Here is an 18172-nt window from a genome sequence, read left to right as displayed (position 1 = left end):
CGTAGTTTTGGCCTGTGACAATCGCTGATCGTCCGCCTCCGCGGCAGTCCGCGCCGGACGGGCCCATCACGCTGCTCGTCAGCGGGCGGGTGCACAGCCCGACCCATCCCGACGCGACCGCCATGGCGGTGCGCGGCGGCGTCATCGCCTGGCTGGGCAGCGACGACGTCGGGCGCGGCCAGTTCCCGGGCGCCGACGTGGAGGATCTGGACGGCGGGTTCGTGGCGCCGGGATTCGTGGACAGCCACATCCACCTGACCGCGACCGGCCTGACGCTCAGCGGCCTGGACCTGCGGACCGCCGCGTCGCGCGCCCAGTGCCTCCGGATGATCGCCGACTATGCCGCCGCCCACCCGGGCCGCCCGGTCTGGGGGCACGGCTGGGACGAATCGTCCTGGCCCGAGAACAACCCGCCTGCCACCGCCGACCTCGATGCCGTCCTGGGTGACCGGCCGGCCTACCTGACCCGCGTCGACGTGCACTCCGCGCTGGCATCGACGGGGCTGCGACGGCTGGTCGACGAGCTACCGGCCGCGGCCGGATTCAGCCCCGAGCGGCCGCTGACCGGCGACGCCCACCACCTGGTCCGGGCCGTCGCCCGCGACCTGCTGACGCCCGAACAGCTGACCGACGCCCGGACGGCCGCGCTGCGGACCGCCGCCGCGAGCGGCATCGTCGCGGTGCACGAATGCGCCGGCCCCGAGATCGGCGGCCTCGACGATTGGCTGTGCCTGCGCGACCTCGGGCACGGCGTCGAGGTGGTCGGCTACTGGGGTCAGGCGGTGACCACGGCCGCCGAGGCGCGGGAGCTGAGAGACGAAACGGGGGCGCGCGGGCTGGCCGGCGACTTGTTCGTCGACGGGGCGCTCGGCTCGCGCACCGCCTGGCTGCACGAGCCGTACGCCGACGCCCCGGACCGCGTCGGCACCTGCTACCTGGATCCCGACGCCATCGAGGCCCACGTCCGGGCGTGCACCGAGGCGGAGGTGACCGCGGGATTCCACGTCATCGGCGACGCGGCCGTCTCGGCGGCGGTCGCCGCGCTGGAACGCGTCGTCGCCGACCTCGGGGTGGCCGCCGTCGCCCGGTGCGGGCACCGCCTCGAGCACCTGGAGATGGTCACCGCCGAGCAGGCCGCCAAACTGGGCGCCTGGGGCGTCATCGCCAGCGTCCAGCCCAATTTCGACGCGCTGTGGGGCGGCGCCGAGGGCATGTACGCGCGGCGGCTGGGCGCCGAACGAGGCGGGCGGCTCAACCCGCTTGCGCTGTTAGCATCCCAAGGCGTGCCCCTCGCACTCGGTTCCGACGCCCCGGTTACGGGCCTCGACCCGTGGGCGAGCGTGCGCGCCGCCGTAAACCACCGCACCCCCGGGAGCGCGGTGTCGGCCCGGGCCGCCTTCGCCGCCGCCACCCGCGGCGGCTGGCGGGCGGGCGGCGTCCGGGACGGTCAGACGGGAACCCTGGTGCCCGGCGCGCCGGCCTCCTACGTCGTCTGGGAAACCGGGACCCTCGACGTCCACGCACCGCGCGACGCGGTGCAGCGCTGGTCCACCGATCCGCGCTCCCGGGTGCCTGCCTTGCCGCGGCTGGGCGCGGCCGACCCCCTGCCACGTTGCCGACGGACGGTGCATCGAGGCGCTGTCATCCATGGCTAGGGAGTGGTTCGGCCGCGAGGAGGGATCCGATCCGGGCCCGGAGGCCTTCCCGGTCGCCGAGGACCCGATCAGCGAAGAGGCCGAATCCGAGCGCGACGAAGAGCCCGTCGAGGTCCGCATCGAGCGGCAGGACGCGACGCCGGACGGACCGGACGGCGCCGACGGCAGCGGCGCCCGCGCGCGCCGGGCGCTGGCAGGTCTGGCCGCGGCGGCGGCCGGGCGGCTGCCCGGCGCTCGGGCGGCCCTGGTGCCGCGGCTGCCGCGGCTGGTGCTCGCCATCGGGGCCGGCCTGCTGATGCAGGCCGGCTTCGCGCCCCTGAACTGGTGGTGGGGCGCCGTCGTCGCCGCGGCGCTGCTCGGGTGGGTGCTCACGCGTCCCACGACCACGCCGGCGGGCGGTTTTGGCTACGGGTTCCTGTTCGGTCTGGCCTTCTACGTTCCGCTGCTGCCGTGGATCAGCTTGCTGGTGGGCGCCGTGCCCTGGTTGGCATTGGCGACGACCTGTGCGCTGTTTCCCGGTCTCTTCGGTCTGGGCGCCGTCGTCGTGCGGCGGCTGCCCGGCTGGCCGATCTGGTTCGCGCTGGTGTGGGCCGCCCAGGAGTGGCTGAAGTCGATCTTCCCGTTCGGCGGCTTTCCCTGGGGCGCGGTGGCGTTCGGCCAGACGCAGGGCCCGTTGTTGCCGCTGGTCCAGCTCGGCGGCGTCGCGTTGCTGTCCACGGCGGTCGTGCTGGTGGGGTTCAGCGCCACCGCGATCGCGCTGGAGATCGCGCAGTGGTGGAAAACCGGTCGCGCGGCGGAAGCCACGCAAACCCAGGCGCCGCCGGCCGTGGTGCTCCCCGGCGTCTGCATCTGCCTGGTGTTGTTCGCCGCCGTCATCATCTGGCCGCAGGTGCGCCACGCGGGCGCCGGAGCGGGCGGCGAGCCCTCGGTCACCGTCGCGGCGGTCCAGGGCAACGTGCCGCGGCTTGGCCTGGACTTCAACGCGCAACGCCGGGCGGTGCTGGACAACCACGTGCGAGAGACGCTGCGGCTGGCCGAGGACGTGCGTTCCGGGTTGGCCCCCCAACCGCAATTCGTGATCTGGCCGGAGGACTCCTCGGACATCGACCCCCTCACCAACGCCGACGCCGCCGAGCAGGTCGCCCGGGCCGTCGCGGCCATCGGCGCGCCGATCCTGGTCGGCACCGTGCTCGACGTGCCCGGCCGCACGCCGGAAACCTCCGCCTACACCAACACCGTCATCGTGTGGAACCCGGTCAGCGGGCCGGCCGACCGCCACGACAAGGAAATCGTCCAGCCGTTCGGCGAGTACCTGCCGATGCCGTGGCTGTTCAAGCACCTCTCCGGGTACGCCGACCGGGCCGGCCACATGGTGCCGGGCAAGAGCAGCGGGGTGGTGCACATCGCCGGGGTGCCGGTCGGGGTGTCCACGTGCTGGGAGGTGATCTTCGACAGGGCGCCGCGCAAGGCGGTGCTGAACGGCGCGCAGCTGCTGGCGGTGCCCAGCAACAACGCCACCTTCAACAAGACGATGAGCGAACAACAGCTGGCGTTCGCCAAGGTCCGCGCGGTCGAGCACGACCGGTACGTCGTGGTCGCCGGCACCACCGGGATCAGCGCGGTCATCGCCCCGGACGGCGCCGAGCTGGCGCGCACCGACTTCTTCGCGCCCGCCTACCTGGACATGCAGGTGCGCTTGAAGACCAAGCTGACGCCCGCGACCCGCTGGGGCCCCATCCTGCAGTGGGTTCTGGTGGCGGCGGCCGGGGCGGCCATTCTGGTCGCAATACGGCAGAATGGATGGTTCGTGCGTCCGGCTCGCCTGAGGTTTAGGCCTCGCGGCGAATCGGAAGGCGCCGATACGCCCCCGGGCGAACCCCCGCCCGACGAGGGCGACGCGGAGACCGCGCAGGGCATTGCGCCGGACGAGGGCGCCGACGACGACACTCCGCCCGAAGCGGGCGGCCAACCTGAATTCGGGCGAGACAGAGGAGCTACATGAGCACCGGCCAGCCGGCGTCCCGGGTCCCACGCAGCCGTCCCAGCGAGCGCGTCCTGGTGATCATCCCGACGTTCAACGAGCGGGAGAACCTGCCGGTCATCCACCGGCGGCTCACGGACGCGTGCCCCGGCGTGCACCTGCTGATCGTCGACGACAACAGCCCCGACGGCACCGGCCGGCTCGCCGACGAGCTGGCGGCGGCCGACCCGGACCGCGTCCACGTGATGCACCGCACCGCCAAGGACGGCCTGGGCGCGGCGTACCTGGCGGGTTTCGCCTGGGGCTTGAGCCGGGACTATTCGGTGCTCGTCGAGATGGACGCCGACGGCAGCCACGCGCCCGAACAGCTACACCTCTTGCTGGACGCCGTCGACGCCGGCGCCGACCTGGCCATCGGTTCGCGCTATGTCGAGGGGGGCGCGGTGCGCAACTGGCCGTGGCGGCGGTGGGCGCTGTCCTGGACGGCCAACACCTACGCTCGGCTGGCGCTGGGCATCGGCGTGCACGACATCACCGCCGGCTACCGGGCCTACCGCCGGGAAGTCCTCGAGACGATAGGCCTCGACGGGGTGGACTCCAAGGGCTATTGCTTCCAGATCGACCTGACTTGGCGCACGGTGTGCAACGGGTTCGTCATCGCCGAGGTGCCGATCACGTTCACCGAGCGCGAACTCGGGGTTTCCAAGATGAGCGGATCCAACATCCGTGAGGCGCTGGTCAAGGTCACCCGGTGGGGCGTCGACGGGCGGCGGACCGGTGGCGTGCGTCGGGGCGCCGTCCGGGCCGACGACCGCAGTTAGCCGCGACGGCGGCGCGTCAGCCGCGGCGGCGCGACCTGATCAGCTCGAGGCGCTCCTTGAGCAGCTCTTCGAGCTCTTCGACCGTGCGACGCTCGAGCAGCATGTCCCAGTGCGTGCGCGGGGGCTTGACCTTCTTCGGCTCGGGCAGGTCGCCCTCGATGAGGGTGCCCTCCATGCCGTTGCGGCACAGCCAGGTGCCGGGGATGTCGGCGTCGTCGGCGAAGGGGACCTCGAACTCCTCGCCGTTCTCGGTGCGATACCGCGCGATCTGGCGCGGCGCGAGGTCATGGTTGCGGTCGGTCTCGTAGCTCACGGCTCCAAGGCGGCTGCCTCTCAGAACGCGATCGGCCATGGTGCTACTCCTTAGGTCCTTCGGGCTGGGGCTGTCTCAATGCCATTCTGTCCGTTTAGCAAACGTTAAGGCGGTCCGCGTAGTTCCCGTGCCGACACGCGGCATACGCGGCGCGACCCTCAATGATACCGGGAACCCAAACCCGTCCGACTAAAGTCGGCTGGCGTGAGCCGCCGCACCCATCCGCAGCCGTGCCGCTGGTGTGGTCGTGACGTGACCGACGCGGGAATGGGCCGTCGCCGCCAGTACTGCCGGCAGTCGTGCCGGCAACGGGCCTACGAGCAGCGCGCGTCGTTGACCCGTGGCGAGGCGGGTGCTGCAGCGGCGTTGCCTCCTGACGCGGTGGTGTTGTCGGCCGACGATGCGGCCGATCTTTCCGACCGCGTCTACCAGGTGCGATGCGCGGCGGAGGACGTCGCCACCGCGCTCGACGAAGGAGCCGGGCACACCGAGCTGCGCGAGCTGTGCGACGTGCTGATGCGGGCCGCCCGTGCCGCCGACGGTTGGCGCCGAGCCGGCGTCTGACCGGGCCTGACCACTACCGATGGGTATCCGAGTACAGTCGCGCCATGGGCGGCGGGCCAGCCGTACTCGGGTGTACAAGTCGAAGCCGGCCCTCCTCTAGCAGCCGGGAGTGTCGGACGTTTTTGAAATCGCGCCGGAGTTGGCCATACTCACGAGCGACATTCTTGGGGTCGGAGAGCAGCACGAAGCTTGTTGGGGCTGGTCGAAAAATCCACGAGACCGATTCGTGCAGCAACTTCCGCGACTCGGCCAGGGCGTTCAGCGGGGCCGCATCCGGCGGCTGCGGACGGCCACCTGCCGGGTGAGGGTTAGGCGAGGTTAGTGATGGCGGACCAACTCCAGCATGCGACCGAGGCGCTGCGCAAGGCGCTGGTCCAGGTGGAACGCCTGAAGCGCACCAACCGTGCGCTGCTGGAGCGGTCGAGCGAGCCGATCGCCATCGTCGGTATGTCGTGCCGCTTCCCCGGCGGCGTCGAAACGCCGGAAGACCTGTGGCGGATGGTGGCCGACGGCCGCGACGTGATCACCGAGTTCCCCACCGACCGCGGCTGGGACGTGGCGGGGCTGTACGACCCCGATCCCGACGCGCGCCACAAGACCTACGCCCGCAGCGGCGGCTTCGTGGACGGCGTCGCGGACTTCGACGCGGCGTTCTTCGGCATCGCGCCGAGCGAGGCGCTGGCGATGGACCCCCAGCATCGGATGCTGCTGGAGCTGTCCTGGGAGGCGCTGGAGCGGGCCGGGATCGATCCCGGCGGGCTGCGCGGCAGCGCCACCGGGGTGTTCGCCGGACTCATCGTGCAGGGCTACGGCATGTTGGCCGAGGAGATCGAGGGCTACCGGCTCACCGGCATGACGTCCAGCGTCGCCTCCGGTCGAGTGTCGTACGTGCTGGGTCTGGAGGGCCCGGCGGTGTCGGTCGACACGGCGTGCTCGTCGTCGCTGGTCGCGCTGCACATGGCGGTGCAGTCGCTGCGGTCGGGGGAGTGCGACCTGGCCCTGGCCGGCGGCGCGACGGTCAACGCCACGCCGACGGTCTTCGTGGAGTTCAGCCGCCACCGTGGGCTGGCGCCCGACGGCCGCTCCAAGGCCTACGCCGGCGCGGCCGACGGGGTCGGTTGGTCCGAGGGCGGCGCCATGCTGGTCGTCGAACGGTTGTCGGACGCCCAGCGGTTGGGCCACCCGGTGTTCGCGGTGGTGCGGGGTTCCGCCGTCAACCAGGACGGCGCGTCGAACGGGCTGACCGCGCCCAACGGCCCGTCGCAGCAGCGGGTGGTGCGCGCCGCGCTGGCCAACGCCGGGTTGTCGACGGCCGACGTGGATGTGGTCGAGGGCCACGGCACCGGCACGACGCTGGGGGACCCGATCGAAGCCCAGGCGTTGCTGGCGACCTACGGTCAGGACCGCAGCGAGCCGCTGTGGCTGGGCTCGATCAAGTCGAACATGGGCCACACGCAGGCCGCCGCGGGTGTCGCCGGCGTGATCAAGATGGTGCAGGCGATGCGCCACGAGACGCTGCCCGCCACCCTGCACGTCGATCGGCCCAGCCCGCACGTGGACTGGTCGGCGGGCGCGGTGTCGTTGCTCACCGAGGCGCGGCCCTGGCCGGCCGGCGACCGGGCTCGGCGGGCGGGCATCTCGTCGTTCGGGATCAGCGGGACCAACGCGCACGTGATCGTGGAGGCCGTCCCCGCGGTCGAGGTGCCGCAGCCCGGCCCGAAGCCCGCGGTGGTGCCGTGGGCGGTGTCGGCAAAGTCTGTGCCCGCGTTGCGGTCTCAGGCCGCCCGGCTCGCCGCTCATGTGCGCGCCCAGGGCGATCTCGATGTCGCCGGCGTGGCGTGGACCCTGGCCGGCCGGACCGCCTTCGAGCACCGCGCCGTCGTGGTCGGCGGCGACCGGGACCGGTTGCTGGCCGGCCTGGACGAGCTGGCCGCCTCTGACGTCGAGGCGCCCATGTCGGTCATTCGCGGCACCGCCGCGCCCGCGGGCAAGACCGTCTTCGTCTTCCCCGGCCAGGGTTCCCAATGGGCCGGCATGGGTGTCGAATTGCTCGACACCGCAACAATTTTCGCGCAACAGATCGAGGCGTGCGCGCAGGCCTTCGCCGAATTCGTCGACTGGTCGCTGACCGACGTGCTGCGCGGCGCGCCCGGCGCACCGGCCCCGGACCGCGTGGACGTCGTGCAGCCGGTGCTGTTCGCGGTGATGGTGTCGCTGGCCGAACTGTGGAAGTCGGTCGGGGTGAGTCCCGACGCGGTGATCGGGCACTCGCAGGGCGAAATCGCGGCGGCCTACGTGGCCGGTGCGCTGTCGTTGCGGGATGCGGCGCGGGTGGTCACGTTGCGCAGCAAGCTGCTGAGGTCGCTGGCCGGCCCGGGTGGCATGCTGTCCATCGCGTGCAGCACCGAACGGGCGCGAGAGTTGTTGGCGCCCTATGGCAGCCGGGTCAGCATCGCCGCCGTCAACGGCCGGTCCGCCGTCGTGGTGTCCGGTGACGGCGCGGCGCTGGACGAACTCGTCGGCTTCTGCGCCGACCTCGAACTGCGCACTCGGCGGATCGACGTGGACTATGCCTCGCACTCGGTCGAGGTCGAGGCGATCCGCGGCGAGCTCACCGAGGTTCTGGCCGGAATCGAGCCGCGGTCCTCGCGCACGGCCTTCTTCTCCACCGTGACCGGAAACCGTTTGGACACGGCCGGTTTGGACGCAGAGTACTGGTATCGCAACATCCGGCAGACCGTTCAGTTCGACCAGGCGGTGCGCAGCGCGTGCGAGCACGGGTACCGAACGTTCATCGAATCCAGCCCGCACCCCGCGCTGATCGCCGGGATCGAAGACACCGCCAACGCTTGTGCCGGAGACACCGAAGCGATCGTCGTTCCCACGCTGGGCCGCGACGACGGTGGGCTCGAGCGGTTCCTGACCTCCGCGGCGACCGCGTTCGCCGCGGGGGTGGGCATGGATTGGCGGGGCGTGCTGGGCGGCGCCGGCTTTGTGGAGCTGCCGACCTACGCCTTCGACCGCCGGCGGTTTTGGCTGTCCGGCGAGGGCATCGCCGCGGACGCCGCAGGCCTGGGGCTGGCGACCAGCGAGCACCCGCTGCTGAGCGCGGTCGTCGAGTTGCCGGCCTCGGGCGGGGTGGTGCTGACCGGCCGGTTGTCGCCGAGCCTGCACGGCTGGCTGGCCGACCACGCCGTATCCGGTGTGGCCGTGTTCCCCGGCGCCGGATTCGTGGAGCTGGCGATCCGCGCCGGCGACGAGGTCGGTTGTGCGACGGTCGACGAACTGACGCTGCAGGCGCCGTTGATGTTGCCGGACAAGGGTTCCGGGTCCGGCTCGGTGGCCGTGCAGGTCGTGGTCGGCGCCGAGGAGGATGGCGGCCGGCGCAGCGTGTCGATCTTCTCGCGCGCCGACGCCGGCGCCGGCTGGGTGTGCCACGCCGAGGGCATCCTCAGCACAGGGTCGGTCGAGCCGGTCGCGGAGCTGTCGGTGTGGCCGCCGGCGGGCGCGGTCGCGGCCGACGCCGCCGACTGCTACGCGCGGTTGGCGGCGCTCGGGTACGGCTACGGCCCCGCGTTCCAGGGGATGACCGCCACATACGTCCGCGGCGACGAGGTTTTCGCCGAGGTGCGGCTGCCGGACGCCGCCGGCGGCGTCAACGGGTTCGGCTTGCACCCCGCCCTGCTCGACGCGTCGATGCACGCCCTGGCGGTGGCCGACCAAATCGCCGGCCAGACCGACGAAGTGGTGTTGCCGTTCTCCTGGCAGGGCGTGACGTTGCACGCCGCGGGCGCCTCGGCCGTCCGCGCCCGCATCGCGCCGGCCGGAAGTTCGGCGGCCTCGAAGACGGTGTCCATCGAGCTCGCCGACGGGCTGGGCCTGCCGGTGCTCTCGGTGCGGGCGATGGTGGCCCGTCCGGTCAGCGAGCAGCAGCTGCGCGCGGCGGTGTCGGGCGCGGGCCCGGACCGGTTGTTCGAGGTGCACTGGTCGCCCGCGACGCTCAACACCAACGCCGAGCCGCCCTCCCACGAGGTATTCGAATCGGTTGCGGCCGGCGACGATCCGGTCGCCGGATCATACGAGCGGACGCACCGGGCGCTGGCCGCCGTGCAATCCTGGCTGACCGAGCACGACTCCGGGGTCCTGGTCGTCGCGACGCAAGGCGCGATGGCGGTGCCGGGGGACGACGTGACCGATTTGGCCGGCGCGGCTGTGTGGGGGCTGGTCCGGTCGGCGCAGACCGAGCATCCCGGGCGCATCGTGCTGGTGGATTCCGATGCGGCGCTTGACGATAACGCGGTCGCGACCGTCCTCGCCGCCGGAGAGCCCCAGGTGCTGCTGCGCGACGGCAAGGCGTACACCGCGCGGGTACGCGGCAGCCGCGCCGTCGACGGCATCATGGCGCCCCCGGCGGACGGGCCCTGGCGGCTCGGCATCAGTAGCGCGGGCACCTTCGAAAACCTGCAACTGGAGCCGGTTCCGGGCGCCGACGCCCCGCTGGAACCGGGCCAGGTCCGGGTGGCTTTGCGCGCCATCGCGACCAACTTCCGCGACGTCATGATCACCCTGGGCATGTTCACCCACGACGCCCTGCTCGGCGGCGAAGGCGCCGGCGTGGTGGTCGAGGTGGGGCCCGGGGTCACCGAGTTCGCCGTCGGCGACTCGGTGTACGGATTCTTTCCCGACGGCAGCGGCACGCTGGTGCCCGGCGACGTGCGCCTGCTGCTGCCGATGCCGGCCGACTGGTCCTACGCCGAAGCCGCCGGCATCTCCGCGGTTTTCACCACCGCGTACATGGCGTTCATCCACCTGGCCGAGGTGCGGCCCGGGCAGCGGGTGCTGGTGCACGCCGCCGCCGGCGGCGTGGGGATGGCCGCGGTTCAGCTGGCCCGGCATCTGGGCCTGGAGGTGTTCGCCACCGCCAGCCGCGGCAAGTGGGACACCTTGCGGGCCATGGGCTTCGACGACGACCACATCTCGGATTCCCGCAGCCTGGAGTTCGAGGACAAGTTCCGGGCGGTCACCGGCGGGCGAGGCGTGGACCTGGTGCTCGACTCGCTGGCAGGCGAATTCGTCGATGCCTCGCTGCGGCTGGTCGCCCCGGGCGGCGTGTTCTTGGAGATGGGCAAGACCGACATCCGCGACCCGGGTGCGGTCGCCCGGGAATACCCGGGTGTGCGCTACCGGGCCTTCGACCTGTTCGAGCCCGGCCGCCCCCGGATGCATCAGTGGATGCTGGAGCTCGCCGGGTTGTTCGAGGCCGGGATCCTCAAGCCGTTGCCGGTCACGACGTTTGACGTGCGCCGCGCGCGCGCCGCGCTGCGCTACCTGAGCCAGGCCCGCCACATCGGCAAGGTCGTGATGACGTTGCCTTCTGCGCCCGGTGCCGGGCTGAGTGCGGGCACGGTGCTGATCACCGGCGGCACCGGCATGGCGGGTTCGGCGCTGGCCCGCCACCTGGTGGGGCACCACGGCGTCCGCGACCTGGTGCTGCTGAGCCGCCGGGGCGCGGACGCGCCCGGCTCGGCCGAACTGGTCGCCGAGCTGGAGGCGACCGGCGCCCGGGTCCGGGTGGCCGCGTGCGACGCGGCGGACCGCGCCGCGCTGGCACGGGTGATCGCCGACATCCCGTTGCTCTCCGGCGTGATTCATGCCGCGGGCGTGCTGGACGACGCGATGGTCACCTCGTTGACGCCGGAGCGCATCGACGCGGTGCTGCGCGCCAAGGCCGACGCGGCGTGGAACCTGCACGAGTTGACCCGCGACCTGAATCTGTCTGCCTTCGTGATGTTTTCGTCGATGGCCGGGCTGGTGGGTTCGTCGGGCCAGGGTAACTACGCGGCGGCCAACGCGTTCCTGGACGGGTTGGCGTCGCATCGGCGGGCGCACGGGCTGCCCGCGATCTCACTGGCCTGGGGCCTGTGGGATCAGGCCAGCGACATGACCGGTGGGCTGGGCGCGGCCGACATCGCCCGGCTGGGCCGCGACGGGATCCTGGCGCTGTCGTCGGCCGAGGCGATGGAGTTGTTCGACACCGCGCTGATCGTCGACGAGCCGTTCCTGGCGCCCGCCCGGATCGACCTCGGTGCGCTGCGCGCCCACGCCGTCGCGGTACCACCGATGTTCGCCGACCTGCTCAGCGCCCCGACCCGGCGCCGGGTCGACGACTCGCTGGCGGCCGCCAAGTCGAAATCGGCGCTGGCGCACCGCCTCCACGGGCTGCCCGAGGCGGAGCAGCACGCCGTCCTGCTCGACCTGGTGCGCTCGCACATCGCGACGGTGCTGGGCAACACCAGCGCCGAGGCGATCGACCCGGACAAGGCGTTCCAGGAGTTGGGCTTCGACTCGCTGACGGCGGTCGAAATGCGCAACCGGCTCAAAACCGCGACGGGGTTGGCCCTTTCGCCAACGCTCATCTTCGACTACCCGACGCCCAACGGCCTGGCCGGCTACCTGCGCACCGAACTCGCCGGAGTGCCGCAGGAAATCAAGCAGGCTCCCGTCCTTCGCGCCACCGACGACGATCCCATCGCGATCGTCGGCATGTCGTGCCGTTACCCGGGCGGCGTGGCTTCGCCCGACGATCTGTGGGCCATGCTGGCCGAGGGTCGCGACGTGCTCTCGGATTTCCCGACCGATCGCGGGTGGAACCTGGCCGGGCTGTACAACCCGGATCCCGACGTTCCGGGCACCTGCTACACCCGCACCGGCGGCTTCGTGGACGGTGTCGCCGATTTCGATCCCGCGTTCTTCGGCATCACGCCCACCGAGGCGCTGGCCATGGATCCCCAGCAGCGGCTGTTCCTCGAGTTGTCCTGGGAAGCCTTGGAGCGCGCCGGAATCGAGCCCGGCGGATTGCGCGGCAGCGCCACCGGCGTGTTCGCGGGTGTCTACACGCAGGGCTACGGCATCGGCGCCGCCCCGGCCACGGAAGGCTTCCGGCTGACCGGGCAGTCGTCGAGCGTGGCGTCGGGACGGATTTCGTACGCGCTGGGGCTGGAGGGCCCGGCGGTGTCGGTGGACACGGCGTGCTCGTCGTCGTTGGTCGCGCTGCACATGGCGGCCCAATCGCTCCGTTCGGGCGAATGCGACCTCGCCCTGGCCGGCGGCGTCACGGTCAATGCCACGCCCGACATCTTCGTGGAGTTCAGCCGCATGCGCGGGTTGTCGGCGGACGGCCGCTGCAAGGCCTACGCCGGCGCGGCCGACGGCACCGGGTTCTCCGAGGGCGGCGGCATGCTCGTGGTCGAGCGGTTGTCCGACGCACGCCGGCTCGGCCATCCCGTGCTGGCGGTGGTGCGGGGTTCGGCGATCAACCAGGACGGCGCCTCCAACGGGTTGACCGCCCCCAACGGTCCCTCGCAGCAGCGGGTGGTGCGCGCCGCGCTGGCCAACGCGGGGTTGTCGCCCGCCGAGGTCGACGCGGTCGAGGGTCACGGCACCGGAACGACTTTGGGCGATCCGATCGAGGCCCAGGCGTTGTTGGCGACCTACGGTCAAGAGAGGGCACAGCCGCTGTGGCTGGGGTCGATCAAGTCGAACATGGGTCACACGCAGGCCGCGGCCGGTGTGGCCGGGGTGATCAAGATGGTGCTGGCGATGCGTCACGAGATGTTGCCGGCGACGCTGCATGTCGACGAGCCCAGCCCGCACGTGGACTGGGCGATGGGATCGGTGTCGTTGCTGACCGAGGCGCAACCGTGGCCCGCGAACGGCCATGCGCGCCGCGCCGGGGTGTCATCCTTCGGGATCAGCGGCACCAACGCGCACGTGATCATCGAGGCCGTCACGGCCGAGGCCGCGCCCGTCCCGGAACACGCCACATTGCCGGTGGTGCCGTGGCCGGTGTCGGCAAAGTCATTGCCCGCGTTGGCTTCTCAGGCCGGTCGGCTGGCTGAGCACCTGCGCCGGCACACCGAACTCGACGTCGCCGACGTCGCGTGGTCCCTGGCGGGCCGCACAAACTTCGAGCAGCGCGCCGTGGTGGTCGGCGGTGGTCACGACGGGATGCTGGCCGGCCTCGACGAGTTGGCCGCCGGTGAGACCGGATCCGTCGTCCAGGGCACGGCAACGCCCGGCAAGACCGTCTTCGTCTTCCCCGGCCAGGGCGCCCAAACACTCGGCATGGGAAGGGAATTGCACGCGGCCTACCCGGTGTTCGCCGAGGCGTTCGACACGGCGGTGGGCGAGCTGGACCAGCACCTGCTGCGGCCGCTGCGCGACGTGATGTGGGGCAGCGACGAAACTGCGCTGCACACCACCGAATTCGCCCAGCCAGCCCTGTTCGCCGTGGAAGTCGCCATCTTCCGCCTGCTCGAGTCGTGGGGCGTGCGCCCCGATTTCGTGCTGGGCCACTCGATAGGCGAGGTGTCGGCCGCGCACGTCGCCGGTGTGCTGTCGCTGGAGAACGCCGCCGTCCTGGTCGCCGCCCGGGGCCGCTTCATGCAGGCGCTGCCGCCGGGTGGGGCGATGATCGCCGTGCAGGCCACGGAAGACGAGGTGCGGCCGCTGCTGACGCCGTTCCAAGAAGCCGGCGTGGGCATCGCGGCGGTCAACGGGCCTGCTTCGGTGGTGATTTCGGGCGCCGAAGGCCCGGTTGTCGAGGTCGCGGACCAACTCCGCGCCGACGGCCGCCGCGTCCACCGGCTCGCCGTCTCGCACGCATTCCACTCCCCGCTGATGGACCCGATGATCGACGAATTCGGCACCGTCGCCGCCGGGCTCGCCGTCGGCAAGCCCACCATTCCGATCGTCTCGAACGTCACCGGGCAGCCGGCGGGGGACGACTTCGCCTCCGCGGCGTACTGGAAGCGGCACGTCCGCGAGGCGGTGCGGTTCGCCGACAGTGTGCGCTTCGTGCACTCGGCCGGCGCCACCCGCTTCCTCGAGGTCGGGCCGAGCGGCGGGCTGACGGCCGCGATCGAGGAATCGCTACCGGATGCCCCCGTCACGACGATGTCGGCGCTGCGCAAGGACCGACCGGAGCCGGTTACCCTGACCACCGGCGTCGCGCACGGGTTCGTCGCCGGCATGGACGTCAACTGGCGCGCGGTGGTGGGGACCGGCAGCCTCGTCGAGCTGCCCACGTATGCCTTTGAACGACGGCGCTTCTGGCTGTCCGGCGACGGTGCGCCCGCCGACGCCACCGGGCTGGGGCTGGCCGCCGGTGAACACGCCCTGCTGGGCGCGGTGGTGGAGCTGCCCGCCTCCGGCGGCGTGGTGCTGACCGGTCGGTTGTCGCCGAGCACTCAGGGCTGGCTCAACGACCATGCCGTCGGCGGCGTCGTGCTGTTCCCCGGCGCCGGGTTTGTCGAGCTGGCGATCCGCGCCGGCGACGAGGTGGGCTGCGGGCTCGTCGACGAGCTGAACCTGGCCGCGCCGCTGGTGTTGCCGGCCGGTGGTTCGGTCGCGGTTCAGGTGGTGGTCGGCGGTCCGGACGACTCGGGCGCCCGTGCGGTGTCGGTGTTCTCGCGTGGCGACGCCGGCTCGGGCTGGTCGCTGCACGCCGAGGGCGTGCTGCGCGCGGGCTCGGCGCACCCCGCCGCGGACCTGTCGGCGTGGCCGCCGGTGGGGGCCGTCCCGGTGGATATCGGCGACGGGTACGAGCGACTTGCCGAGCGCGGCTACGGGTATGGGCCCGCATTCCGCGGCCTGAAGTCCATGTGGCGCCGCGGCGATGAGGTGTTCGCCGAAGTCGCACTGCCCGAGGACGCCGGAGTGTCGGTGACCGGCTTCGGGGTGCACCCCGCGATGCTCGACGCCGCGCTGCACGCGGTGATCCTGGCATCGGACGACGCCGAGCTCGCCGAGGGTTCGATGCTGGTGCCGTTCTCGTGGCAGCGGGTGTCGCTGCACGCCGCGGGCGCGGCGGCGGTGCGGGCGCGGATCATGCCGGTGGGCGAGTCGGCCGTGTCGATCGAGCTGGCCGACGGGTTGGGGCTGCCGGTGCTCTCGGTGGCGTCGATGGTGGCCCGGCCGGTCACCGATCAGCAGCTGTTGGCGGCGGTGTCGAATTCGGGGCCGGACCGGCTCTTCGAGGTCGTCTGGTCGGCTCAGCCGCTCACCGCGGTGCAGCCGGTCTCGTTGTCCGCTTGGGGGGCAACCGAACTCGAGCCGCCGGAGAACACCGAACGATCGGCGGTGCTGTTCGAATCATCGCCGGTGGCCGGCGACGTCGTGACGGACGTCTACGCGGCCACCCGCGCGGTGCTGCCGGTGTTGCAGTCGTGGCTGGCCCGCGACGGCGCCGGAACGCTGGTGGTGTCGACCCGCGGCGCGATGGCGCTGCCGGGGGAGGACGTCACCGACCTGGCGGGCGCGGCGGTGTGGGGGCTGGTGCGGTCGGCGCAGACCGAGCACCCCGGCCGCATCGTCCTCGTCGACACCGATGCGCCGCTGGACGCCGACGCGATTGCCGCGGCACTGGCCCCCGCCGAGCCGCAGGTGGTGCTGCGGGGCGGGACGGTCTACACCGCGCGGGTGCACGGCAGCCGCGGCGTCGGCGGCCTTTTGGTGCCGCCCGACGACGGGCCATGGCGGCTCGGCATGAGCAGCCACGGCACGATCGAGAACCTGCGGCTGGAGCGGATCCCCGATGCCGACACGCCGCTGGGCCCCGGTCAGGTGCGGGTCGCCCTGTCGGCCATCGCGGCCAACTTCCGCGACGTCATGATCGCGCTGGGCCTCTACCCCGACCCCGATGCCGTCATGGGTATCGAGGGCTCGGGTGTTGTGGTCGAGATCGCTTCGGGTGTGGCGCGTTTCGCGGTGGGCGACCGCGTCATGGGCCTCTTCCCCGACGGCACCGGGACGATCGCCACCACCGACCAGCGGCTACTGGTCAAGGTGCCGGCCGGATGGTCACACACCGCCGCGGCGACCGCGTCGGTCGTGTTCGCCACGGCGTCCTACGCCCTCGTCGACCTTGCCGGCGTCAAGCCCGGCCAGCGGGTGCTGGTGCACGCGGCTGCGGGCGGGGTGGGCATGGCGGCGGTGCAGCTGGCCCGCCATCTCGGCCTGGAGGTGTTCGCGACGGCCAGCCGCGGCAAGTGGGACACCTTGCGGGCCATGGGGTTTGACGACGACCACATCGCCGACTCGCGGAGCCTCGACTTCGAGGACAAGTTCCGGGCGGTCACCGGTGGGCGGGGCGTCGACGTGGTGCTCGACTCGCTGTCCGGCGACTTCGTGGACGCCTCGCTGCGGCTGGTCGCCCCGGGCGGGATGTTCCTGGAGATGGGCAAGACGGACATCCGCGAGCCCGGGGCCGTCGCCCGCGACCACGTCGGTGTGCGCTACCGCGCCTTCGATCTCTTCGAGGCCGGACCGGAGCGCATCGCGGCGCTGCTCGACGAGTTGGCGGCGCTGTTCGGCGACGACGTGCTACAACCGTTGCCGGTCACCAGGTTTGACGTCCGGCGCGCACCCGCGGCGTTGCGGTACCTGAGCCAGGCCCGGCACGTCGGCAAGGTCGTGATGAGCATGCCCGACGCCTGGGTGGCGGGCACGGTGCTGATCACCGGCGCGACCGGGATGGCGGGTTCGGCGTTGGCACGCCACGTGGTGTCCCGGCACGGCGCGCGCCACCTGGTCCTGATGAGCCGGCGCGGCCTCGACGCGCCGGGCGCCGCGGAGCTGGTGACCGAGTTGACCGCGGCCGGTGCCCAGGTGCAGGTGGTCGCCTGCGACGCCGCGGACCGCGAGGCCGTCGCCAAGGTGCTCGCCGACATCCCGGTGCAGCGGCCGCTGTCCGGCGTGATCCACGCGGCCGGCGTGCTCGACGACGCGGTGATCTCGTCGCTGACGCCGGAACGCGTCGAGGCGGTGCTGCACGCCAAGGTCGACGCGGCGTGGAACCTGCACGAGCTCACCCGCGACCTCGATGTGTCTGCGTTCGTGCTGTTTTCGTCGATGGCCGGGCTGGCCGGCGCGTCCGGCCAGGCCAACTACGCCGCCGCCAACTCCTTCCTGGACGGGCTGGCCGTGCACCGGCGGAACCAGGGACTCCCGGCGATATCACTGGCCTGGGGGCTGTGGGATCAGACCAGCGCGATGACCGGCGCGCTGGGCGCCGCCGACCGGGCCCGGTTCGGCCGCGACGGCATCGTCGCGATGTCCTCCGACGAGGCGCTGGAGTTGATGGACACCGCCCTGATCGTCGACGAGCCGTTCCTGCTGCCCGCCCACATCGACCTGGCGGCGCTGCGGGTCAAATTCGACAACGGCACGTTGCCGCCGATGTTCGTCGATCTGATCAACGCGCCGACGCGCCGGCAGGTCGACGACTCGCTGGCCGCGGCGAAATCGAAGTCGGCTCTGCTGCAGCGCCTCGACGGCCTGCCCGAAGACGAGCAACAGGCGGTGCTGCTGGACCTGGTGCGCTCCAACATCGCCACGGTGCTGGGCAGCTCCAGCCCCGAGTCGATCGATCCGGACCGGGCGTTCCAGGAGTTGGGCTTCGACTCGCTCACCGCCGTCGAGATGCGCAACCGGTTGAAATCCGCGACAGGGCTTCCGCTTTCGCCGACGCTGATCTTCGACTACCCGAACTCCGCCGCGCTGGCCGGCTACATGTACCGGGAACTCGTCGGCAGCTCGGAGCAGCAGACCCCGGCCGCGGCGCCCGGGGAGGCCGAGATCCAGCGCGTGGTGGGATCCATTCCGGTCAAGCGGCTGCGTCAGGCCGGGGTGCTGGAACTGCTGCTGGCGTTGGCGAACGAAGCCGACACCGGCGGTCCGGCGGCGCCCGCGGCGACTTCCGAAAAGGACATCGCGGACATGGATCTCGACGCCCTGGTCAACGCGGCCTTGCTGAACGACGATGACGGCGAATAGGCAT

Annotated in this window: 4 protein-coding genes and 1 pseudogene; 4 read left to right on the top strand and 1 reads right to left on the bottom strand. The window is 72.1% G+C overall.

The window, feature by feature from the left end:
• Window positions 1-122 precede the first annotated feature (122 nt).
• On the top strand, window positions 123-1655 hold the full coding sequence (locus A5696_RS02320; protein WP_156738222.1) for an amidohydrolase: 1533 nt from the start codon (window positions 123-125) through the stop codon (window positions 1653-1655).
• Window positions 1648-4457: pseudogene (gene lnt / locus A5696_RS02315) on the top strand (apolipoprotein N-acyltransferase). The gene A5696_RS02320 and the pseudogene lnt overlap by 8 nt, the downstream one beginning before the upstream one ends.
• 16 nt (window positions 4458-4473) lie before the next feature.
• Here the strand turns inward: lnt and rbpA are convergent.
• Window positions 4474-4809, bottom strand: a complete 336-nt coding sequence (gene rbpA, locus A5696_RS02305; RefSeq protein WP_066932213.1) for an RNA polymerase-binding protein RbpA — start codon at window positions 4807-4809, stop codon at window positions 4474-4476.
• A 165-nt stretch (window positions 4810-4974) separates the two neighbouring features.
• Between rbpA and A5696_RS02300 the strand changes: the two genes are divergently transcribed.
• Window positions 4975-5334 (top strand): hypothetical protein, encoded by a 360-nt coding sequence (locus A5696_RS02300; protein ID WP_082956234.1) that lies wholly within the window; start codon window positions 4975-4977, stop codon window positions 5332-5334.
• Window positions 5335-5658: 324 nt separating this feature from the next.
• Window positions 5659-18168 (top strand): type I polyketide synthase, encoded by a 12510-nt coding sequence (locus A5696_RS02295; protein ID WP_067872749.1) that lies wholly within the window; start codon window positions 5659-5661, stop codon window positions 18166-18168.
• Window positions 18169-18172 lie beyond the last annotated feature (4 nt).

The organism is Mycobacterium sp. E2699 (assembly GCF_001666745.1).
Taxonomy (GTDB): Bacteria; Actinomycetota; Actinomycetes; order Mycobacteriales; family Mycobacteriaceae; genus Mycobacterium.
This window is presented reverse-complemented; position numbering and strand designations above follow the sequence as displayed.

What these genes read in the sequence shown, in the direction of transcription:
- A5696_RS02320 (WP_156738222.1), top strand. Translation starts at nt 123, where the DNA reads ATGGCGGTGCGCGGCGGCGTCATCGCCTGGCTGGGCAGCGACGACGTC.
- rbpA (WP_066932213.1), bottom strand. Translation starts at nt 4,809, where the DNA reads ATGGCCGATCGCGTTCTGAGAGGCAGCCGCCTTGGAGCCGTGAGCTAC.
- A5696_RS02295 (WP_067872749.1), top strand. Translation starts at nt 5,659, where the DNA reads ATGGCGGACCAACTCCAGCATGCGACCGAGGCGCTGCGCAAGGCGCTG.